The sequence below is a fragment of the Alteromonas sp. 4NH20-0104 genome (assembly GCF_057547795.1).
Map to the genome: position 1 here is coordinate 1 of NZ_BAAJLP010000001.1, position 22,778 is coordinate 22,778.

Below are 22,778 nucleotides of genomic sequence, written 5' to 3' on the forward strand. Positions count from 1 at the left end.
CAATTACTAACTTATTTTGCATTGTCTTTTTTAGTGTTGAAGACGCGATATATGGATCCGGTGTATCTAATACCAATGTTCGTTTTATCATGGGATCTGAATCTAAGAATAGCGACAGAAGCTCATAAAGGCTTTTATATCCTTCTGAATCACAACTCATGTGCCAGCCAGGAAAGTTCTTCGCCTGTGGCTCATATCGCCAAATAGCGATGTTTCCAGATTTTGACCAATCATGAATGTCCACAAAAGCACCTAACATCTTATTATAGAGAGTTCACAGTAACACGCAGTCTTACTCATCCCTGAACTCCCAACATAATTTAGTGATAACAATACCTTACACTTGATTATTAGCTAGTTTCCAATGATTTATTTGAGTATTATTAAGAATTCTCAGTAATAACGGTACTCAGGTGAAATAAAACGATTTTAAAACAATGATCTAGCTAATATTTACCCTGGTTACATGTATTTACTGAGAATTCTCAGTAAGTCCGGAAAAATACATCAATTTAGTTTCAGTCAATTTGATGGGGTTCAAGTATGAGTTTAGAAGGTCCGCTATTGGCAATTAACCTTTATTTAAACCGCTTGATGTTTACTTCCGCTATTCGCTCTTTGCAGCCATTGTTCAGTTGAGAACCCTTAGGTTTGTTTAAACACAAAATCCGAATTTGTCGGTTGTATAGAATCAGTACATTTTATGTTTAACCGCTGGCATTAGCGCACTGTAGGTAACCGGTGTTTTTCATCCACCAGCCTGGTCAGGCAGTTGATTACCTGTGAGCTGTTTTGCTCAGCTAAACTCATATGATGAATAATGCCGTCAAACACATCATCGCTGCGCAGCCAGTCCTGAGTGACGTATTCCATGGCTTTATGCACGTTCTGGTGCACACCAGCGTGATAGCGGTCCAGCTCTTTGTAGGCTGTGAGACCGCTGAAGATTTCCTTGCCAATGCCCTCGTAGTACCACTTCCCTAAACGGCACGACATATGGTCCACTTTTACCGCATCGGCTTCTTTGCCTTCAGCATCATTTTCCATAGCGATGTAACCGTTCTGCATATAAATGATGTGGTCGAGTTTCACCAGTGAAGCAAACGAACTGTCTTTGGTCTGGCCTATTAACGTAATCGTATCGTCGGCGGCTTTCGCTACCGATTCAAAATTGGTGTGGAAACTGGAGACTTCATCACCTATGTCTTTGGTGCTCTGCGCTACTTCCAGTGTTTGTGACACCATCGTGTCTATCTTGCCGGTCAGATTAAAAATAATATCGCCGATTTCTTCGGTGGATTTTCGGGTACGATCGGCCAGATGTCGCACTTCATCTGCCACCACAGCAAAGCCCCGCCCCACTTCACCTGCCCGGGCTGCCTCGATGGCGGCGTTAAGTGCCAGTAAGTTGGTTTGCTCAGCAATGTCACCTATCAGCTTAACGGTTTCGGCAATCCGGCTACTCTCCTGGGCTAACAGATTTGCCGTCTCTTCCACTGACACCATACGCTCATTAACCTGCTCAATGGAAACCTTAAGCTCGCCTACCGTTTTCGCACTGCGGTCAGCGCCGTGTTTACTCTCGCCGGCAATGTTAAGTACATCATCCATTTTTTCCGACAGAATAACCATCTGACTCTGACTGTCTTTGAGATTATCCAACAGGTTACTGGTGTTAAGATGGTGCATTTCGCTGAGCAGGCGATTTTGCCGGGCAAAGGTATCGGCTTTTTCCATGGCGCCAATAGCACCGTTAACGTTGTTCATGATCTCCGCAAATTCACCGGGCAGGCCTTTCACCAGGCCTTTGCGGTAAAACTGCCTTTTTCCCGCCCGTTCAAAACTGTTAGACAGCTCTTTAAAATTCGTTTCGACAATATCGAGGAAGTCGTTAAGCTCCCAGGCCACCTTACCCACTTCGCCTAGCCCACGGGTTTGCGTAACCCGCACATGAGTATTGCCCTGAATCGCTTCTTTGAGGGTTAGATGAATGGCGCTCAGTGCATCAATGGGCCGCTGATGATCACGATAAGCGTAAATAGCAAACACCACCGCGATTATCGGCGAACTCACGTTCACAAACCCTACGCCGTTAGCAATGATGCTATACACCGCCAGGACAACGGTTAGCACAATGAATACCACACAGTTTATTAAAAACTTCTGCGATAAAAAGGGAATGTTTTTACTGACGTTACTGGTGTTTTCTTTCATGATAGCCATTCCCTTAACAGTGCTCTTCGTAGAGTCCGATGACAAACTCTTCGTAACTCAGGCCGGATTCGCTTTTTATGTGCTCCTGTAACCAGTTCCAGGAATCGGTTGGCGCCGTTTCTTTACGACTGCGCTGCTCCATTTCCAGCATCTGACGGTATACCGGCTCAATAATCCCCAGTGCGGCTCTTGGCGCCTGGCGGCGAACAGAGAAAAAGCCTTCCACATTGCCTTTGTTAAAGTCAGGCGTGACGTTGGCAAACACCCAGTAATAATTGCCATCGGACGTCAGATTTTTAACAAAGCCAAAAAATTCGTGCTTGGACTTAAGGGTTTTCCACATCGCATGATACACGCCTCTGGGCATATCCGGATGACGAATAATATTGTGGGGCTGGCCGAGCAACTCACTTTCAGCAAAATTGGACACCCGCATAAAGTGCCGGTTTGCGTAAGTCAGGTTGCCGCGCAAATCGGTTTTGCTCACGATAAGTTCGTCGGCAGAAAAGGTTACTTCTCTGGCATTAGCAGAAACTGCAATCACATTCTTCTCACTTCTATTATCCTTTGGCCGTCATAGCCCTGGGCTAACCCCAGCAAGTGCCCTGAAGATATCAACGGGCGTGCTGCCCGCATTTTGTACTTAAAAACTAGTTTAATATCAGGCCTTTCGCAATATTATTTATATCGTCAGCGAGGCCGGAATCTTAAGCGTTAATCGAGTATGGGATGGTCGTAAGATGTTCGGCAACAGTTAGTCCTGTTTGCGCCAGATAAGACAAAGGTTGTTGGCTGGCATGTCAATCATATCGGTCAGTTGCAATGACTCGCCCGCCCACACAATAAGTTCTTCGATAGATTTATAGCCGCCCAGTCCACGCTCCAGCAAACTATAGTGAAAAGCTTCATTACTGGCGCTGGAAAAAGCGTTTTGATAAATGAACGGGCCATACTGGCAGAAGATCCCGCCAGCAGGTAACAGTTTGGCAATACCCGCCATCATCTGTTGCACCTCATGGGCAAACATAATGTGCGCAGTGTTGGCCGAGTAAACCGCATCAAAGCCACTCTCAGGAAAGTTATCCTGGCCAATATGCAGGGGGATTGGCGCGGCCAGGTTTGGCAGAGCTGCTTCGTTAACCCAGGCGTTAATCCCCTCATGATGTAATGGTACATCACTGGTTTGCCAGTACAGGTGGGGCAAGCCGGCAGCAAAATGCACCGCGTGTTGCCCGGTACCGCTACCTATCTCCAGTACTTTACTGGCCTGCTCAAAGGCATCACGAAGCACCGCTAAAATCGGTGCTTTGTTATTTTCACAGGCCTGACTAAAGGGCTTGGACATAAGCGTTAATCGCTCAGGTTAGGCGCCAGCCATTTTTCAGCCGTTTGCAGATCCCAACCTTTACGTTCGGCATAACTTTCCAGCTGATCCGGCTGAATTTTCGCGACCGCAAAATAGCGGGCTTCAGAGTGAGAAAAATACCAGCCTGAAACTGAGGCCCCCGGCCACATGGCGTAGCTTTCGGTGAGTGACATACCGGTATGTTTTTCGGCGTCGAGTAAATCCCAGATGAGCTGCTTTTCGGTATGTTCCGGGCAAGCCGCATAACCGGGTGCCGGGCGAATCCCCTGATACTTTTCGCGGATCAGCGCGTCGTTATCCAGGTTTTCATCCGGGGCATATCCCCAGTACTCTTTGCGTACGCGCTCATGTAGGTACTCTGCGAAAGCTTCGGCTAAACGATCGGCTACCGCTTTCACCATGATCGCATTGTAATCATCGCCCTGGGCATCATATTGCGCTGCGAGCTCGTCTTCACCGATTCCACCGGTTACCGCGAACGCACCAATATAGTCGTTGATACCTGAACCAACTGGGGCCACAAAATCACTTAAGCAATAGTTGGCACCTTTTGGTTTTTGCGTTTGCTGACGCAGATGATGCGACACACCCAGGGTTTCTGTCCGTGACTCATCGGTATAAATAACCACGTCGTCATCCCGACGGTTGGCCGGGAATAAACCCATAACGCCTTTTGCTTCCAATCCGCCGTTTGCGATCAGGTTATCGAGCATTTCATTAGCATCATCAAATAATGACTGAGCCTGCTCCCCTACTACTTCGTCGGTTAAAATACGCGGGTATTTACCGGCCAGTGACCAGGTCAGGAAAAACGGCGTCCAGTCGATGTACCTACGCAAGGTGGCAATATCCGCCGCAACGGGAGTAACCCCGAGCTTGTTCGGCGTTACCGGCGGCACACTAAAATCCGGTACATGTGCATTGGCACGGGCTTCTGCCAGCGTTACCGGCTTGGAGCGTGGCTTTTTACGGGCATGCTGGTCGCGCACGATGTCGTATTCTTTAGCCAGCTCTTTGGCAAAGATTTCGCGGGATTCTCTGTTCAGCAGTTTCTGGCAAACACCTACCGCGCGGCTGGCATTGGGCACGTACGCCACCGGTGCATGATAATTCTGCTCAATTTTTACTGCAGTATGGGCTTTAGAAGTGGTAGCGCCGCCAATCAGCAATGGCAGGTCAAAATCCAGCCGTTCCATTTCTTTGGCCACATGGACCATCTCATCCAGTGACGGCGTAATCAGCCCCGACAGGCCAATCATATCAACGTTTTCTTCTTTGGCTTTTTGCAAAATCGCTGCACAGGGCACCATTACGCCCATGTCCACCACTTCAAAGTTATTACACTGCAGTACTACGCCGACGATATTTTTACCAATATCGTGAACATCGCCTTTTACCGTGGCCAGCAGGATCTTACCGTTACTCTTGGTATCTTCAGACTTCTCGGCTTCGATGTAAGGCTGCAGGTACGCCACGGCTTTTTTCATTACCCGGGCAGATTTCACCACCTGTGGCAGGAACATTTTACCTTCGCCAAACAGGTCGCCCACCACGTTCATGCCGTCCATTAACGGCCCTTCAATAACGTGCAATGGTTTATCTGCAGCCTGACGAGCGGCTTCGGTATCGTCTTCAATAAAATCGGTGATGCCTTTTACCAGCGCATGTTCCAACCGTTTATTAACCGGCAGTTCACGCCAGGCGAGGTCTTCTTTAACCACCGCCTTGCCATCACCCTGATACTTAGGGGCCAGCTCAAGCAGTTTATCGGTCGCCTCGCTGTGGCGGTTAAGGATAACGTCTTCTACTGCATCACGCAGTTCGGCTGGAATTTCATCATACACTTCCAACTGACCGGCATTAACAATGGCCATATCCAGGCCAGCGCGGATGGCGTGATACAGAAATACCGAGTGCATGGCTTCACGTACCGGGTTATTACCACGAAACGAAAACGAGATATTCGACAAGCCCCCAGATACGTGCACATGCGGGCAGGTTTGGCGAATCACCCGGGTGGCTTCAATAAAGTCCACCGCGTAATTGTCGTGTTCTTCAATCCCGGTTGCGACGGCAAAAATATTCGGATCGAAAATAATGTCTTCCGGCGCAAAACCGACTTTTTCAATCAGCACCTTATAACTGCGCTGACAAATTTCAATTTTACGCTCTTTGGTGTCGGCCTGACCTTTTTCGTCAAACGCCATGACTACCGTTGCCGCGCCGTAACGTTTGATCAGTTTGGCCTGGTGAATAAAGTTTTCTTCACCTTCCTTAAGGCTGATAGAGTTAACAATCGCCTTACCCTGCACACACTTAAGACCGGCCTCTATGACTTCCCATTTTGATGAGTCAATCATAATCGGCACCCGGCTGATGTCGGGTTCTGAGGCAATCAGATTCAGAAAGGTTTGCATGGCCTCAACCGAATCCAACATGGCTTCGTCCATGTTGATATCGATAATTTGCGCGCCGTTTTCTACCTGCTGGCGGGCTACGTCGAGCGCCGTTTCGTAATCGCCTTCGAGGATAAGACGTTTGAATTTGGCAGAACCGGTGACATTCGTGCGCTCACCGATATTAATAAAACTGGAAAACTCTGCAGACACAACTATTCCTCAATGCACGAAGGGTTCTAAGCCGGATAAACGCATCTTCGGCTCAAGCTTAACGATTTCTCGCGGTGCCACGCCGGCCACCGCATTGGCGATGTCGCGAATATGCTCCGGCGTGCTGCCACAACAACCGCCTACAATATTGACTAACCCCGACTCGGCCCATTCCTTAATGTGCTCCGCCATTTCAGGCCCTTCCATATCGTATTCACCAAACTCATTGGGCAAACCGGCATTGGGGTGAGCCGATACCAGGCACTCAGCCACATTGCTGATTTCTTCCACATACTGGCGCAGCAGATCCGGCCCTAGCGCACAGTTGAGACCAAATGACACCGGCTTAATATGGCGCATGGAATAATAAAAGGCTTCAGCAGTTTGACCCGACAGCGTGCGTCCGGAAGCATCGGTAATGGTGCCGGAGATCATTACCGGCAAACGCTGTCCCAGCTTTTCGAACACCCCTTCCACCGCAAACGCAGCAGCTTTGGCATTGAGCGTATCAAAGATGGTTTCAATCAGGATGAGGTCGGAGCCGCCTTCAATTAAGGCTTCACAGCTCTCACTGTAGGCTTCCACCAACTCATCAAAGGTGACATTACGTTTGCCCGGATCGTTTACATCCGGGGATATTGACGCCGTGCGACTGGTTGGCCCAATGGTACCGGCTACCAAACGAGGTTTATCCGGGTTCTTTGCGGTGAATTCATCACAGGCTTTACGGGCTAGCTGCGCAGCCGCTACATTAATTTCTCTTGAAATGGCCTGCATGTCGTAGTCGGCCATGGAAATCGTGGTAGCATTAAAAGTGTTGGTTTCGATGATATCCGCACCGGCCTCAAGGTACTGACAATGGATATCATAGATAATGTCCGGCTGAGTAATCGCCAACAGATCGTTATTGCCTTTGATATCGCAATGCCAGTCTTTGTACTGCTCTCCGCGGTAGTCTTCTTCTTCCAGCTTGTGTTGCTGGATCATAGTACCCATGGCACCATCAAGAATAAGGATGCGGTTGGCGGCCAGATCGAATATCTGTTTGTCTGTGTATCGGCTCACGTGCTACCTCTTGCGCTGATCTTTCTCGACCAGCTGATTTAAATCGTACGGCGTTGTCTGATAAACGTAATAGTTTATCCAATTGGTAAATAGCAAACTGCCATGTGCGCGCCATCTTACCACGGGTGGCTTGCCCGGGTCGTCATCCGGATAATAGTTACACGGAATTTTTGGTTCTAAGCCAGCGTTAAGATCTCTAACGTATTCATCGTTAAGCGTCTCGGGATCATATTCCGGATGACCGGTGATAAACACCATCCGCTTATCATCCGACGCCACTACGTAAGCTCCAGCGTCTTGTGACTCGGCAATCACACTGAGGCCCGGGATACTATTGTAGTCGGCCGAATCAATGTAACCATAGCGGGAATGCGGCGCATAAAACTCAGAATCGAAGCCACGTAACAGCTCATTGCGCGGATCATTCACCCGGTGGTGGAACACGCCGGACAGTTTTTCTTCACGCAATATGCGCTGAATGCCATGAAAGTGATACATAGCGGCATGGGCGGCCCAACATAAATACAAGGTGGACTGCACGTGCCGGTTGGCCCATTCCAGAATGGTTTTCATGGTATCCCAGTAGTTCACGTCTTCGTAGTCGAGCAAAGCCAGCGGTGCGCCGGTAACAATCAGACCATCGTAGCGCTTCTCTACTACATCACTGAAGTCATGATAAAACGCATCCATATGCGACTGAGGCGTATTTTTAGGGGTTAAATCATTGATTCGGATTAAGTCCACATTGATTTGCAGCGGCGTATTGGAAAGGAGCCTTAATAACTGGACTTCAGTCTCAATTTTATTCGGCATTAAATTGAGAATAGCCACTTCCATGGGGCGAATATCCTGACTCGCCGCTCGCTGACTATCCATGGTGAAAATATTCTCACCCAATAAGACGTTTTGTGCGGGCAGATTTTCTGGGATCCTGATTGGCATGGCAACTCCGGGCAATGTGGTTATGCAGCTATTGTCGCTAAAGTTTGACCAATGTCAACATCTTTACGTCTAGACGTCTAAACGTTTAGTTATATCCAAAGCGGTGCTACCCAAAGTGTAAGTGATTTATCGCCTCCTTGCCGGTGAATGTGGGTGTGTTTGCAGCGATCAGTAAAAAGCCCCGACCAGCGGGGCTTACCTTTATTGCCTTAATACAGGATTAAGGGAAGTCGGCATCAATGCGCTCAATAAGGATTTCGCTGTCCTCATCGGCGACAAAGGCACCGTTTATCTGCAAGGCAATGCGTTCGATGTTTTCAATATTCCCGTTACCGTCATCCTGGGGATAGAAGGTAAACAGGTTGCTACCTGCTGATAAAGGTTCCAGTGAGCCGTAGATGCGCGCGTAATTTGGCTCGCCCGTCTGTACATACCCCTGCACACTCAGACCATCATCTGCCAGCTCACTACTGACATTGAGCGTGTAGGTAATTGCCGCGCCACTGTAATCCCGGCTCGGCACGCCCAGTATGTAGTTATGGGTTTCACTGCTGTCATTCGGTTGCAGGCTGACTGCCTCCAGTGCCGGACGATGGATCACGCTGGCGTTAGTCCCATAATCACCGCGCATACCCTCGCTGTCGCTGATAAAGTCGTAGGTCACGGTTTCAGCGCTGGGTAATGACGTCGGGATTTCCAGTCTGACATAAGTCATTTCAACTACATCATCAGTGCCTTGACTTAGCGGACCATTCAGTTGCAATCCAAGACGCTGGATGATCGCCAGATCACCGGCACCATTGTCCTCAGGCGCAAAGGTGATCACATTTTCACCAGCTACCGGCACGACAGCCTGACCGTAGATCCGCGTATAGCTTGGTCCACCTGTTTGCACATAAGGCTGAATCGTCATACCACCATCTACCTGGGCCTGCGTAACATTTACGGTATAACTGAGATTAGCACCGTTGAGATCGGTCATACTGATCTCTTCGATATATTCCTGTGCGTTGCGCCCAGCCCAATCCGGAATTAATAATGCCGCGGGAATACTGCCGTCGTAACCTACCGTTGCCGACGTACCGTAATCACCGCGCCAGCCCTGAGCACCATCACTGAAGTCATATTCAATAACCTCAGGTGGCAAATCATCGCCGGGCACCACAATCTGTACCTTACGGGTAAAGCTGGGATACTCGCCCTCAACTACCTGAATGTACAAATCATATAAGCCGGGGCTAAGCGGGGCAGCCACACTGATTTTGCCACTTTGCGTATCCAGCGCAAACAAGCCGGCTTCATTGCCACTTAACACCGTCCACTGTACCGCTGAAGTCTGATCATGGGGGTTGCCCAAATAATCATAAGAGACTAAATCCGCCACCTGCATACCCACTTCGGTGGTTTCATCCACGGTGATCAGAGATGGCTGATTAAACTGCGGCGCCAGCTCGCGAACATAGCCTTTCAACCACTTAAGCGCCGCTTTTTCTACGCCGGTGTCGTAGGCCAGGATGGCCCCTTGCTCTTCACGCCAGTGGCCGGGCAAATACCCCCACATGGTTACCCCTTTGATTGCCGGATGCGTCCAGAATGCCGGAAACAGGCGTTGGTATTCCAGCAACTGAGTGAGTTCATCAGCGCCGTCAATATCCAGCTCAGTCAGATAAATATCCAGACCCGTCTGGCTTTCCATCCGGTCAATATTACTGAGCATGGTTTCAAGTGGGCCGCCGGTTGAAAAAGCATGCCCCTGGAAACCAATTGCATCAATAAGGCCCCTCGATTGCAGCAGGTTGGCTAAATCAATCACCTTGTCGGTTCTGGCGTCAGAGTTAATCACGCTGTATTCGTTAAACATTAGCTGGGTGCTGGCCGGGAAAATGTCCCGCGCCATTTGGAAAGCGTTTACTATCCAATCGTAGTCTTCGGCTTTTTGTGCTGCCGTAGACGCATCATCGCCCCGGGCGAGGAAGAAAGCTTCCACCTCTGCAGTCACTTCAGGCGCGTACAAGCGCAAGCCATCAACGTAATTCGGTCGCCCATTACCACCATCCGGCGGCGCATTATCGAATTCATTCACCACCTCGATGAAATCCATCGCCGGGTAGCGTTGGTTGACCGCCTGATACCACTCAAGGATCTCATCGAGCTGTTCGGCCGGTGTCAGGGTATCAATCCAGCCTGGCTGCTGACTGCCCCACACCAGCACATGGTGTTTATAAACAAACCCGTTGTCTTTTGCCAGATTGTAAGCTTCATCGAGTCCGGTCCAGTTATACTGATCGCGCACGGCTTCAACTGAGCCCCATTTACCGGCATTTTCAGCCGTAATCTGATTCCAATACGCTTCAAAATTAGGCCGCTGAGCGCCACAACAAACGCTGCCTAAAAACTTAGACTTGCCATCGGCTAGCGGTGGACCCGATGGTGTATAGGTTTCCCCAGGCGTTACCACCTGGCCAGGCAGACCCTCTTCAAGCTGTTCCACGGTATAGGCAAGTTCCGCTGGCGCAAACACAAACTTATCAATATCCAGTCCGTCTTCACGGCTGGCGTAGCGAAACACCTCAGTCGTATTATTGTTAGCGACGGTATATTCGCCATCTGTAATGGCCACCCACATAAAGGCTTCTAAATTCGCTTCGCCACCGCCATCGACTACCGTATCCGGCTCGTAGCCTTCTTCTCCTGGCGCGGCATAACCTGTGATGCCGTTCACCAGTATCCATTCATTATTGTTACCCAGAGCTGACGGAATATACATGCTGTCATCACTGAATCCACCGGGCCCCACGCGAACACGCGCGTAGAGTGCATAGGTGCCGGCCTGGTTGAAATTGACCAGTAACTCCGCTACCCGGCTGTCGTCCTCTGGTGGTACGGTTGCATTCATCAGCGTGGTTACGTACCCCGGCGCGCCGGTGTCTATTATCAGATCCATGCCGAGGTAATTAAGTGTGGCATCTCCTCCGCCTTCCGCTTCGGCGTAAACACCTATGTTAGGATTATCCTGTTCCAGTACCGGGGTAAAACTGAGTCGTTTACGCTCCAGGTTAAAGGAAACTGAAACCGCCGTGCTCTCGCCCGCTGCCAGGCTATCAGCACCGACGTCGAAATAGGGGACCCCATTACCGGTATAACCGTCAGCACCGTTGACCGCAATAGAACTATCAGTGATCAACACCCGAAAAGGTCCTTCGATAATGTCATCAGAGGTATTGGTCAGGGTAACCACCGAACTGTAAACCCGGTTAACCCTGTCTACAGTGGCTCGCGACGACGTTGTATCAACGCCGTCATTCAATGGCTGCCAGGCAGCACTGACCGGTGTAACCGCAGCCAGCCCGGCACTGATAAGTGCAATAGAAAAGGCGTTCAGTCTCATTGATCACCTCCCGTGCTACGCTGACGGTTTGCGAAAACCAGTCCGGCCAGCCCCAGGCCAAATAATAACGCCTGAGAAGGTGCACTTACGGCAACATTGTCGTCACCCACTGCGGTAATCGACACGTTATCTACTTGCAGAAATGAGCCGCCAAAATCGCTGCCGAACTCATCAAATCCAATGAGTAACTGAAATTCGAGGCTTAAATTAGCGAAAGCTGAAAGCGTCTCGTCGAGCATAATGTTAAGCGAATAGCTGTTATTACCGTCAATATCGGCGGAGAAAACACTGCCCAGCTGGCCATCCGCACCGTAATAACTGCCGCTGCCATCACCAAATGCCACCACAAAATTGTCGGCTATAAAGCCGTTATCAGCACTGCTGAACTCAGAACCGGCTGTCAAATCCACATTGAGTTGATATTGCTCGCCACTATTGAGCGAAATGTTTTGGAATAAAGTGTTAGCAAACCAGGCTTCAGTATTGCCAGCGTCCACCAGCAGTTCAGCGGCGCAATCCGGCCCGCTGGTATTAGTAAAGTCGTCCAGGACGCTGATATCACCAGCACCGTCGGTGTCTTTTGACCAGCCGTTATAACTGCAATCCGTAAAGCCACCATTAGTGATAACACTGGCCATTGCCTGAGGCGCTGCACTGAGCAATAACAGCACCCCGCCAATCATGAGTTTGTTCATAGTAGTACCCCTGTAATTTTTCTGTGTGTCCGGGCAATTTGCTGATTATGTGCGCAACATTGCCTTAAGTAGGGCATTGTGAACGCCAACAATTAACATCACTCACACATTTTTTTTACATTAGGGTTATTTTTTTGCACAACCTGATTGTTCAATAAGTAAACTGCCGCATTTACCAGATTGAGTAACGGACTTAACAATAAACATAATTAAAACAGCTATTTATAGATAACACTAGACAGATAAACAAAAAACTATGCAGGCTTAGTCTGGCGAAAAAACCAATCTGCAGTGAAGGTGGGGTTAACGATGTTGGTGAATTTTTACTCGCGCGGAGCGAAGGTCAGCCTATTTGGGCTGATGGATGTTCATCAGCAACTGGACTTCCGCTAAGGGCAGATCGCAGTTGTGCATGACTTCCTCGGCACTGGCACCGGACTGAATCATTTCAGCGGCACGTTGATACAGGCGACTGTCGGGATCCTGCTCACCTAAGGCGGTAAATTGCTGTTGTAAAGCAACCAGTGTCGCTTCGGTTTGTTCGGTATTTTTGGCCACCACCAGACTACGCGCCTGAATCTCTTCAAGCGTACTGGCGTTGATATGGAGTTGCTTTTTCAGAGCGCTGAGCTGCTGTTGTTGCTGTGCCAGCGCTTCGGTCAGCCGTGCATTGCTGCGACGACTGGCAAACCAGAGTACGATGGTAAAAAGCACCGAAAGGCATAAAGCAGCAACGGCTATCAGTAAAGACAGATTAACTTCCATGTGAAGTAAGAACGGCCGTTTAATTTACAGACTGCTTAGCTCGTCCCATTCCTCGTCGCTGAGAAGTTTATTGAGATCAACCAGAATAAGCAGCTCGCCGTCGCGGTTACTGACACCCTGAATAAACTTAGCGCTTTCCTCGGTGCCCACATTTGGCGCACTGTCGATTTCTGAAGACTTGAGGTAAACCACTTCGGCAACGCTATCTACCAGAATACCCACCACCTGTTCATCAGACTCAATAATGACCACACGGGTGTTATCGGTAACTTCTTCCGGTGGTAGCCCGAAGCGAGCGCGGGTATCAATAACGGTGACCACGTTACCACGCAGGTTAATAATACCTAACACGTAATCCGGCGCTCCAGGTACCGGAGCGATCTCAGAGTAACGTAATACTTCCTGCACCTGCATTACATTAATACCGTAGGTTTCCTCGCCTAACCGATAGGTTACCCATTGCAATACCTGATCGTCGACATTGCCTGCGTTATTATTTCTGTCATCACTCATGCACTTGGCTCCACTTGACTATAGTACCTGGTCTTTACTGCCCAAGCCGTTATTCAGCATTGATATTAGTTCATCAACATCCAACAATGCACACATTTTATTTTTTACCATACCGGCGAGCCAGGGACGCTTTGCATTCGCCTGACGCCATTTCACGTCGTCCTTGCTTAGGGTCACTGTATTAACCAGTTTTTCGCTGGCTAACCCCCACGGACTATCGCCTAACATAATGAGATACTGATAGTTTAGCTTATCCGCCAGAGTTTGGTCGTATTTTTCCGGCATAACCCATCGCGCGGTATCCACAACGCTTAATTTTTCTTCCCGATGCAGCATGACACCCATAAACCAGGCTGGTTTACCGAATAACGGACCAATTTTGGTCAGGTTATGAATACCGCCCAGGGTAATCAGCGGCACTGCCAGAGTTAAACCGGCCACTTCAAAAAACAATGCCTGGAACGCGTTATCCAAGCGTTCTTCAAGAGGTTTTAAAGGCACACCTGGAGGCGGCACCGCAGCTTTCTCTTCAACCCTCGCTATAACTTCAGCGATGACTTCTTCGGCGGCAATGTCCTGTTCGGTTTCAACCGGCTCGCTTACTGGTGGAGACACAGGTGGAAGTGTCGCCTCCGGTACTTCCGGCGTCAGCTCTACCGTTGCCTTTTCTAACAGCCTGGCGGTACGCGCCGTTACGTCTGCCGGATCTTCGACATCGCGTAATAAACTGCTGAGGTATTCTTCCATCACCTCTTCTTTAGCAAACGGTGTATCTTTGCTCATATTAGTCACTATCCAGGACGTTGAGTAATTTCTCGTAAGCAAACACGCCACGAGCTTTGGGATACACTATAGATGCCGGCGCCTGCATCTGGCTGGCGTCCCGGAATCGCGTATCCACTGGTATCATACCTTTCCAAATCTGTTCTTTGTAGTCCAGCAGCAATTGTTTCTGGGCTGCTATGGCAGCGTTAATACGCTTGTCAAACATGGTCGGCACTATGATCGTATCAAAATTCCGCGACAGGGTTTTACCCATAATTTTGAGCGTATGCATCATCCTGTCGAGTCCTTTCAGGGCTAAAAACTCTGTTTGCACCGGCACGATCACCTTCTGACAGGCCGCCAGAGCATTAACCATAAGCACGCCCAATACCGGCGGACAATCGATTAGCACATAGTCAAATTGCGACTCAATTTGTTGCAGTGCTTTTTTCAGCACCAGCCCCATCCCAATCTGGTTGCCCAGCGACCGGTCTAAGGTAGCCAGGGCCATGGTGGATGGCAGAATAAACAGGCTGTCGAGCTTACTGGGACATAAACAATCCAGTACTTTATCGTCACTTAAGCCCGAAGGATTAGCAAAAATGTCATACACCGAGCTGGAAAGCTCTTCTGAATCAATGCCGAAGTAATAACTTAGCGAAGCATGGGGATCCATATCTACCAGTAAAACGTTAAAGCCACGTTTTGCCAGTATCCCGCCCAGAGTGACCGTCGTGGTGGTTTTACCGACGCCACCTTTCTGATTGGCTATGGTCCAAATTTTCAACGCTTCTCTCCCGCCTGCCAGTAATTATCGATCAGGACATTTCGGTTTTAATGCATTCACCAATGTCATTAATGTCAATATTCACTTCGGCAAGTCTGTCGACCGTTACCGCCTGTGGCATACCATACACCACGCTGCTGTCTTTATCCTGCGCCCAGACCTTCGCGCCCAGCGATTTCAGTGTCCGGCACCCTTCCCGGCCATCGGCCCCCATTCCGGTCAGAATAACCGCCAGGGTATCGCCACCGTATATTTTTGACAGGCTGTTAAAGGTAATATCCACACTGGGCTTGTAGCCAATATCCGAGGAGTTTACCTCTTTGATCACAATGTAAGTATGACCGGCGCGCTTTTCGACTTCCATCTGCTTACCCCCAGGCGCCAGATAGGCACAGCCCGCCTGCACAACCTCGCCGTGTTCAGCCTCTTTTACCCGAATCTGACAGTGCTGATTCAACCGTTCAGCAAACGCATGAGTAAAAGTCCCCGGCATATGCTGAATCAGAAAGATCGGAAAAGGAAACCGCGCCGGCAAATGCGTTAACACTTTTTGCAGTGCAACGGGACCACCGGTTGACGCACCAATTGCCAGGCAGCGATAGCGCTTGCCACTGCGTTGAACCTGCGACACAATAACCGGTTCAGCGGCATCCTGACTGCCACTGAGCACAGTAGAACTTCTGAAAAAAGTAGATTTTGGTGCGTTGGCCGGCATCGGTCTGGCAGGTTTAAGCCGCTCTGGCTGTGCCTTGTTTAACAGACTACCGGGACGCGCCGTTGGTCTGGGTCGCAGCGAAGATGATGGCGCTCGACGAGCTAAAAGCCGCACTTTGGTTCGTAACAGTGTGGCCGCATCACTGCGATCCTTGGCTATATCCTCAAAGCGCTTAGGCAGAAAATCCACTGCGCCGGCTTCCAGCGCATCCAGTGTGGCTTTGGCGCCTTCATGAGTCAGCGAGGAAAACATGATTATCGACACCGGACATTCAGTCATTATGCGTTTGACCGCTTCGATGCCGTCCATTAACGGCATCTCCACATCCATGGTCACCACGTCAGGACGTAACGCTTTGACTTTTTCTACTGCTTCGCGGCCGTTTGCGGCTTCGCCGACCACATCCAGTGAACGGTCTTCGTTAAGAATATCTTTAACCCGACGGCGATAAAAGCTGGAATCGTCAACAACCAGGACTTTAAAAGCCATTCAATAACAATCCTCTTCTCAACGCTATTACTTGATCGCTTTGCGGGCGTATCGCTTAAGCAGGCTCGGAATATCCAGAATAAGCGCAATGCCACCATCTGAGGTGATCGTCGCGCCTGCCATGCCCGGCGTGCCTTGCAATAAAGCATCCAGAGGTTTAATGACCACCTCTTCCTGCCCGATTAAGGCATCCACTACAAAGCCCACCTGTTTAGTGCCCATTTGCACTACCACTACGTGGCCTTTGTCGCGCTCAATATTTTTCGGCCCACGAATTAGCCAGTCACCCAGGAAAAACAGCGGGATCGCCTTGGAGCGCACAATCATGGTTAGCTGACCATCAACAGTGTTGGTCTTTTTAATATCCATGTTAATAATTTCGCTCACAGCACCCAGCGGTAATGCGAAGGTTTGTTTGCCCACCACAATCATTAGCGTTGGCAAAATGGCCAGTGTCAGGGGTACTTTTATCTCCAGACGAGTACCACGACCCAACTGAGAATCAATATTTACCGTACCATTAAGCTGGTTGATTTTGGTTTTCACCACATCCATACCAACACCGCGACCAGAGATATCACTGATTTCGGTTTTGGTTGAAAATCCAGGGGCAAAAATCAAATTAAAGGCTTCAACATCCGACATCCGGGCTGCCGCATCGGCATCGAGCACACCACGGGAAATCGCGATGTCCTTCAATTTGTCCGGATCCATTCCTTTACCGTCATCTTCGATAACCAGCAGGATATGGTCCCCTTCCTGGGAGGCTGACAGTTTCACCTTACCCATTCTGGGCTTACCGGCAGCCTGACGGTCGTCGGGCATTTCGATACCATGGTCCACCGAGTTTCGCACCAGGTGAACCAGCGGATCGGCCAGCGCCTCAACCAGGTTTTTATCCAGATCGGTTTCTTCCCCTTCAAGCTCAAGGGTAATTTCTTTCTTCAGGCTGCGGGCTAAGTCACGAACGACTCGCGGAAAGCGCCCAAACACTTTCTTAATGGGCTGCATGCGGGTTTGCATCACAGCACCTTGTAAGTCACCGGTAACCACATCCAGATTAGCAATGGCCTTGGACATTGACTCATCGTTAATGCTGATGCCCAGACTTAACAAACGATTTCGCACCAGTACCAATTCACCGACCATGTTCATGATCTGGTCAAGACGACGGGTATCAACCCTGACTGTGGTTTCTGCCTGAGGCGCAGCAGGCCCCGCTTTTTTCTCTTCTTTTTTAGCCGCAGGTTCAGCGGCTTTTGCCGGCGCCGCGGGTTTGCTTTGAGCTTTTTCCGGGGTAGCCGGCGGCGTAGCAGGTTTAGCTGCCGGTGCTGCAGCTTTGGCGGCTGGCGGCGCTGTATTGTCAACTTTTACACGCGGTTTTTCAGCCGGTTTTTGTTCTGCAGGAGCATCCGCACCGGGGCCTTTTCCTTGCCCGTGTAATTGATCCAGTAGGGCTTCAAACTCATCATCAGAGATTTCTTCCCCCCCTCCAGTCTCCGCTGCCGGAGCCGGACTGGCAGGCGCAGGTGATGCAGGGGCTGGAGACTCGCCGCTGAACTGTCCTTTACCGTGTAATTCATCAAGCAGCGCTTCAAATTCATCGTCAGTAATGTCTTCATTACCGCTGGCAGCTGGTGCGGCGGACGGCGTTGGAGCCGGTGCCGGAGAGGCAGGCGCAGCGCCAGCCGCGGCGCCGGGTGCACCACCAGTGCCGTGCAGCTCATCGAGCAAGGCTTCAAATTCGTCTTCAGTGATATCTTCAATCAGTTCAGATGGATTGCCTGATTGAGCAGTGTCTTCTTCCAGCTCGAACGTCTCTTCGACTTCGACGGGTTCAGGTTGTGCGGCCGGCGCCTCATCCTGCGTGTCGCCAAAAATATTTTCTCCGGGCGCTTCCGGATTACTCAGCTTGTGCAATGTCTCAACCAGCCCAGCACTAGCCGGTTCCAGCGGCTCTCGCATTTTGACCTTTTCAAACATATCCACTACCACGTCAGTGGCCTGCAGAATAGTATCCATGAGTTCGGGGGTCAGCGAGCGCTGGCCATTACGCATTACGTCAAAGACGTTTTCAGCGCCATGGCAAATTTCAACCAGTTCGGTCAGTGACAAAAATCCGGCACCCCCTTTTACGGTGTGATAGCCCCGGAATATGGCATTGAGAAGGTCCTTATCCTCTGGATTGTTCTCCAGATCAACTAACTGCTCCTGGAGTTGCTCAAGAATTTCACCGGCTTCAACCAGGAAATCTTGCAAAATATCTTCATCGACATCAAAAGACATGTATCCGCTCCCCTAAAAACCCAGGCTGGATAAAAGGTCATCCACATCATCCTGGCCAGACACCACATCGTCACGCGATTCGGCATCAATAATTGGCCCTTCGGCGACAATCGCCTTTTCGGCCTTCGGCTGCGAAGAATTGGCCGCTTTGGTCACTTCTGCACCGCCAAACACAGTCAGCATGTGAACCAGGCTGTCTTCAACCTCTTTGACCAACTCTATTACGCGACGGATAACCTGTCCGGTCAGATCCTGATAACCTTGCGCCATAAGCACTTCGGTCAACAGCCCCATCATCTTATCGGCATCGTCCACAGAAGATTCAAGGTGTTTATCCAGGTCAAGACACATGGATTTAAATTCGTCGAGTTCGATCTCGCGGTTCATTAACTTTTTCCACTCAGGCATCAGGCTGTCTAATTGCCCTTTCATGGTTTCAACAATAGACATGCTCTGTTCAACAGCATCCATTGTAGTATTAGCCGCTTTTTCGGTTTCTTCAATAACGTAGGTTAATCGGGTCTGCGCATCAGGGATATCTTCGTTCGCCAAACCGGCGATCCGTTCATCCAGTTGAAAATTGTTTAAAGAGTCGTGTAACTGACGGGTAAGCTTACCCACCTCTGCGAATAATTCGACAGACTCTTTCATGGTGACAGCGTCAAGCAGTGCATTAGCAGAATCGGTATCACCTTCTTCCAGAAAGGTAACCAACTGCTTCGCTTCATCCAGCGTAATGGGGACTTTCTTATTTTCAGTCATCCAGTTGTCCTCAGCGGTTAAACACGTTACTGGATTAACCTAAACGTTCAAAAATCTTTTCTAGTTTTTCTTTTAGCGTAGCGGCAGTGAACGGTTTAACTACGTAGCCGTTTACCCCCGCCTGAGCGGCCGCTACGATTTGCTCTTTTTTCGCCTCAGCAGTTACCATCAGTACCGGTAAATGCTTGAGTTTATCGTCTGCACGAATTGCCCGCAGCAGATCGATACCCTGCATGCCCGGCATATTCCAGTCAGTCACCACAAAGTCAAAGTCACCTTGCTGCAACATTGGCAGTGCAGTACTTCCATCATCGGCCTCCTGAATATTGGAAAAGCCGAGATCTTTGAGTAAGTTTTTGATAATACGTCTCATCGTAGAAAAATCGTCTACCACGAGAATTTTCATATTCTTATCCAAAATTGCCTCCAGTGAGGATAGTCATATTGTTAGTATAGTTAATGTTACTCACCAGTCTGCCAGGACCGCATGCGCGCTTTTAATTTTAACATCGCCTGGCTGTGAATTTGACTGACCCGTGATTCACTTACCTCGAGAACCTCGCCGATTTCCCGCAGGTTTAATTCTTCGTCATAATACAAGGATAGTACGATCGCTTCACGCTCTGGTAATGTAGTAATAGCATGCGCCAGCGCTTTTTGAAATGAACCTTGCATTAAATCTTCCAGCGGCGAATCCGAACCCCGCGACTCATCCGTCGCGATTACGTCTTCAGACACGCCTAAATCTTCAATACCCACCAGTTTGCCGGCATTGACCTCGGATAACATCTGATGGTATTCCGGCAAGGATACATTGAGCTTGGCCGCAATATCGACATCCCGCGCATCACGTCCGGTTTCCCGCTCAACCTGAGAAATGGCATCGGAAATAGCCCGGCCATTCTTGTGGACCGACCGGGGTGTCCAGTCGCCTTTGCGGATTTCATCCAGCATAGCACCACGGATCCGAATCCCGGCGAAGGTTTCGAAACTGGCACCTTTGCTGCCGTCAAAATTTTTCGCTGCCTCAAGCAGGCCAATCATACCGGCCTGAATCAGATCATCGACAATTACACTGGCTGGTAGCCGCGCCATTAAATGGTGAGCAATACGTTTGACTAAAGAGGCATGTCGCTCAACCAGCTGCGCTTTATCAGTTTGTTGTTGGTACGCTGCAGCTTTGCTATTCACGCTATCTCCCTGCCACCTTCGACGCGATCAGTTGCTCAACGAAAAATTCGAGGTGTCCGCCGGGCTGCGCCGGGACAGGCCAGGTCAGAGCTTTGGTGGCCAACTGACCAATCGCGACGGAAGCCGGTGATGACGGGAAAGCATCCACAATAGCGGTTTGCTTGCGAACCGCCCGACGAATGTTTTCATCAAAGGGAATCGTGGCAACTAATTCCAGTGCCACATCGAGAAAACGCCCGGTGACCTTGGAAAGCTTGCTGAATAACTCCTGCCCTTCCCGCACATCGCGGACCATATTGGCCACGATCTTAAACCGGAAAATGCCGTGGTCGCGGTTCAGAATTTTAATCAGTGCATAGGCATCGGTAAGTGAGGTGGGTTCGTCACACACCACTACCAGGATATCCTGAGAAGCCCTGGAAAAACTGAGCACCATATCCGAGATACCTGCCGCCGTATCGACGATTAACACATCGATTTGCGAGCGCAGTTCACTGAACGCGCGAATAAGCCCGGCATGCTGAGTGGGTGACAGCTCTGTCATGGACTGGGTACCGGAAGTCGCCGGGGCGATTTTAATGCCATGGGGACCGGTTACCAGCACTTCGTCGAGCGTGCATTCCCCGGACAACACGTGAGACAAATTCTTCTCTACGCGCAGTCCAAGCATCACGTCTACGTTCGCCAGACCAAGGTCTGCATCCAGAACCATGACCTTTTTGCCTTGTTTTGCCATTGCTATAGCGGTATTCAGAGTAACGTTAGTTTTCCCTACTCCGCCCTTACCGCCGGTAACGGCTATTACCTTGATTAATCGTGATTGATTCATCTTTCGTAAGCTACTCGCCTGGTCTTCAATCATACTGCCTGTGCTGTGTTTACATCGGAACTGCTATTAGTATGATTCAAACCATACTTTTTATAAAGCTTTGCTGCTAAAGAGATTATAGATTTCGCATTAGCAACGTGAATATCCTCAGGCACCTGTTGGCCATCGGCAACATAACTGACCGGCAATTGCGCCTCAATTACGTTGCTGACCACTTCCCCTAAACTATAGCACTCATCCAGCTTAGTGATGATACATCCTTGCAAATCAATACTCTTATAGGCGTTGATAATATGCTTAAGTGTAGCCTGTTGCGTATTACCCTGCACAACTAAATAGTTTTTTACCTGCTGACCGCTTACCTGGCCGAAGGTGGCAAGCTGGCTAATCAAACGACTGTCGCGTTGGCTAAAGCCTGCGGTATCGATCAATACCAGGCGTTTGTTGCGCAGCTGAAACAGTAAATCGGCCAATTGTTCACCTGATTGAGCTTTACGAACCGGACACCCAATAATTTTGCCATAGGTGGCTAGTTGCTCATACGCAGCAATTCTGTAGCTATCGATAGTAATGAGTGCTACCTGATCGGCACCATACTTTTGGGCATAGCGGGCAGCCAATTTGGCAATGGTAGTGGTTTTACCTGTACCGGTCGGTCCGACTAAAGCAACCACTCCCTGTTGGGTGAGAATATCATCGTTATTGGTGGTCAGACGATTGGACAAAAGTTTTAACAGATACAGCCAGGCCTCGCGCTCATTACACTCAGCCGGCGTGTAGGTGACCATTTGTGCGGCCAGTTGCTGACTAATTCCCATCGCACAAAGCTGCTGCAACAGGTAACGTTGTTGTGGCTTAAGGCGCGACTGTTGCTGCTGTTGCATATCGGCTAACTGAAACTGTAACACATTGCGTAATGAGGCAATTTCAGCGCGGATATCCGCCAGACTGCCACCGCCGCTGTGCTCTGCGTCTTCCTCAACTGCGGGGAATGGTGAGGTTTCTTTGACTGCCGGGGCCTCGGTCGCGAGCGGTTTCACCGGCGCGCGTTTCTCCGCTTCAGCGTTGGCCGCTTCTACACGCTGGGCTACTGCCGCTTTCTGCTCAGCCTGCTTTTCGAGCAATGCGCGCAGAGTATCCGGACCATCATCGCCAATAATCTCGCTTAAGGTCGGCAGACTGCCTTCGTTTTGTCTGGCCTCCGGGGCTTTTGGCTTCGGCGGTACCGACAATCTGGCTTCAGGCTCTTTATCGTAAGCGGCTACCAGTTCAATGCCGTCGGCCACTTTGCGGTTTGACATGATCACCGCATCACTACCCAGCTCATTTTTTACCTGGCTTAATGCTTCGCGCATGTCTTTGCCAAAAAATCGTCTAATTTTCATAATGACCTCTTA

General features: G+C 49.8%; 20 protein-coding genes. All 20 read right to left on the reverse strand.

The features are described from left to right. Positions 1-244 (reverse strand): hypothetical protein (locus tag AC27IB_RS00005; protein ID WP_487117995.1); only part of this gene is annotated, 244 nt, incomplete at its 3' end. Positions 245-720: 476 nt separating this feature from the next. Beyond that, positions 721-2,214: a methyl-accepting chemotaxis protein gene (locus tag AC27IB_RS00010; RefSeq protein WP_487117997.1), complete on the reverse strand. Its 1,494-nt coding sequence runs from the start codon at positions 2,212-2,214 to the stop codon at positions 721-723. Between the two features lie 13 nt (positions 2,215-2,227). After that, on the reverse strand, positions 2,228-2,758 hold the full coding sequence (locus tag AC27IB_RS00015) for a PAS domain-containing protein (protein ID WP_487117999.1): 531 nt from the start codon (positions 2,756-2,758) through the stop codon (positions 2,228-2,230). A gap of 210 nt (positions 2,759-2,968) precedes the next feature. Beyond that, on the reverse strand, positions 2,969-3,559 hold the full coding sequence (locus AC27IB_RS00020) for a DUF938 domain-containing protein (protein WP_487118001.1): 591 nt from the start codon (positions 3,557-3,559) through the stop codon (positions 2,969-2,971). Between the two features lie 5 nt (positions 3,560-3,564). Further along, the gene (gene metH, locus AC27IB_RS00025) at positions 3,565-6,189 is read right to left on the reverse strand and encodes a methionine synthase (RefSeq protein ID WP_487118003.1); all 2,625 of its coding nucleotides are present in this window, start codon (positions 6,187-6,189) and stop codon (positions 3,565-3,567) included. Positions 6,190-6,198: 9 nt separating this feature from the next. Then, on the reverse strand, positions 6,199-7,254 hold the full coding sequence (locus AC27IB_RS00030) for a homocysteine S-methyltransferase family protein (RefSeq protein ID WP_487118005.1): 1,056 nt from the start codon (positions 7,252-7,254) through the stop codon (positions 6,199-6,201). 3 nt (positions 7,255-7,257) lie between these two features. Further along, entirely contained in the window at positions 7,258-8,196 is a 939-nt protein-coding gene (gene metA / locus AC27IB_RS00035; RefSeq protein ID WP_487118007.1) for a homoserine O-succinyltransferase MetA, read from the reverse strand. 220 nt (positions 8,197-8,416) lie between these two features. Then, complete coding sequence (locus AC27IB_RS00040; protein WP_487118009.1) at positions 8,417-11,584, reverse strand: endo-1,4-beta-xylanase; 3,168 nt, start codon at positions 11,582-11,584, stop codon at positions 8,417-8,419. Beyond that, positions 11,581-12,279 (reverse strand): hypothetical protein, encoded by a 699-nt coding sequence (locus AC27IB_RS00045; protein ID WP_487118011.1) that lies wholly within the window; start codon positions 12,277-12,279, stop codon positions 11,581-11,583. The genes AC27IB_RS00040 and AC27IB_RS00045 overlap by 4 nt, the downstream gene beginning before the upstream one ends. Before the next feature lie 348 nt (positions 12,280-12,627). Next, a complete protein-coding gene (locus AC27IB_RS00050; protein WP_487118013.1) occupies positions 12,628-13,044 on the reverse strand; it encodes a DUF2802 domain-containing protein in 417 nt (138 codons plus the stop codon). A gap of 24 nt (positions 13,045-13,068) precedes the next feature. Then, positions 13,069-13,557, reverse strand: coding sequence for a chemotaxis protein CheW (locus AC27IB_RS00055; RefSeq protein ID WP_123326519.1), 489 nt, complete (start codon positions 13,555-13,557; stop codon positions 13,069-13,071). Positions 13,558-13,575: 18 nt separating this feature from the next. Further along, positions 13,576-14,340: a chemotaxis protein CheW gene (locus AC27IB_RS00060; protein ID WP_123326521.1), complete on the reverse strand. Its 765-nt coding sequence runs from the start codon at positions 14,338-14,340 to the stop codon at positions 13,576-13,578. A 1-nt stretch (position 14,341) separates the two neighbouring features. Further along, positions 14,342-15,109: a ParA family protein gene (locus tag AC27IB_RS00065; RefSeq protein WP_123326523.1), complete on the reverse strand. Its 768-nt coding sequence runs from the start codon at positions 15,107-15,109 to the stop codon at positions 14,342-14,344. Positions 15,110-15,140: 31 nt separating this feature from the next. Further along, a complete protein-coding gene (locus tag AC27IB_RS00070) occupies positions 15,141-16,313 on the reverse strand; it encodes a protein-glutamate methylesterase/protein-glutamine glutaminase (RefSeq protein WP_487118016.1) in 1,173 nt (390 codons plus the stop codon). 27 nt (positions 16,314-16,340) lie between these two features. Beyond that, positions 16,341-18,599, reverse strand: coding sequence for a chemotaxis protein CheA (locus AC27IB_RS00075; RefSeq protein WP_487118018.1), 2,259 nt, complete (start codon positions 18,597-18,599; stop codon positions 16,341-16,343). A gap of 12 nt (positions 18,600-18,611) precedes the next feature. Next, the gene (locus AC27IB_RS00080; protein WP_296046627.1) at positions 18,612-19,361 is read right to left on the reverse strand and encodes a protein phosphatase CheZ; all 750 of its coding nucleotides are present in this window, start codon (positions 19,359-19,361) and stop codon (positions 18,612-18,614) included. A 34-nt stretch (positions 19,362-19,395) separates the two neighbouring features. Then, positions 19,396-19,779, reverse strand: coding sequence for a chemotaxis response regulator CheY (gene cheY, locus AC27IB_RS00085; RefSeq protein ID WP_070175545.1), 384 nt, complete (start codon positions 19,777-19,779; stop codon positions 19,396-19,398). Positions 19,780-19,823: 44 nt separating this feature from the next. Then, positions 19,824-20,552 carry an RNA polymerase sigma factor FliA gene (locus AC27IB_RS00090; protein ID WP_296046623.1) on the reverse strand — a complete coding sequence of 243 codons (729 nt, stop codon included), beginning with the start codon at positions 20,550-20,552 and terminating at the stop codon, positions 19,824-19,826. Position 20,553: 1 nt separating this feature from the next. Next, the gene (locus AC27IB_RS00095; RefSeq protein WP_296046621.1) at positions 20,554-21,414 is read right to left on the reverse strand and encodes a MinD/ParA family protein; all 861 of its coding nucleotides are present in this window, start codon (positions 21,412-21,414) and stop codon (positions 20,554-20,556) included. Beyond that, positions 21,411-22,766 (reverse strand): flagellar biosynthesis GTPase FlhF, encoded by a 1,356-nt coding sequence (gene flhF, locus AC27IB_RS00100; RefSeq protein ID WP_487118021.1) that lies wholly within the window; start codon positions 22,764-22,766, stop codon positions 21,411-21,413. The genes AC27IB_RS00095 and flhF overlap by 4 nt, the downstream gene beginning before the upstream one ends. Positions 22,767-22,778 lie beyond the last annotated feature (12 nt).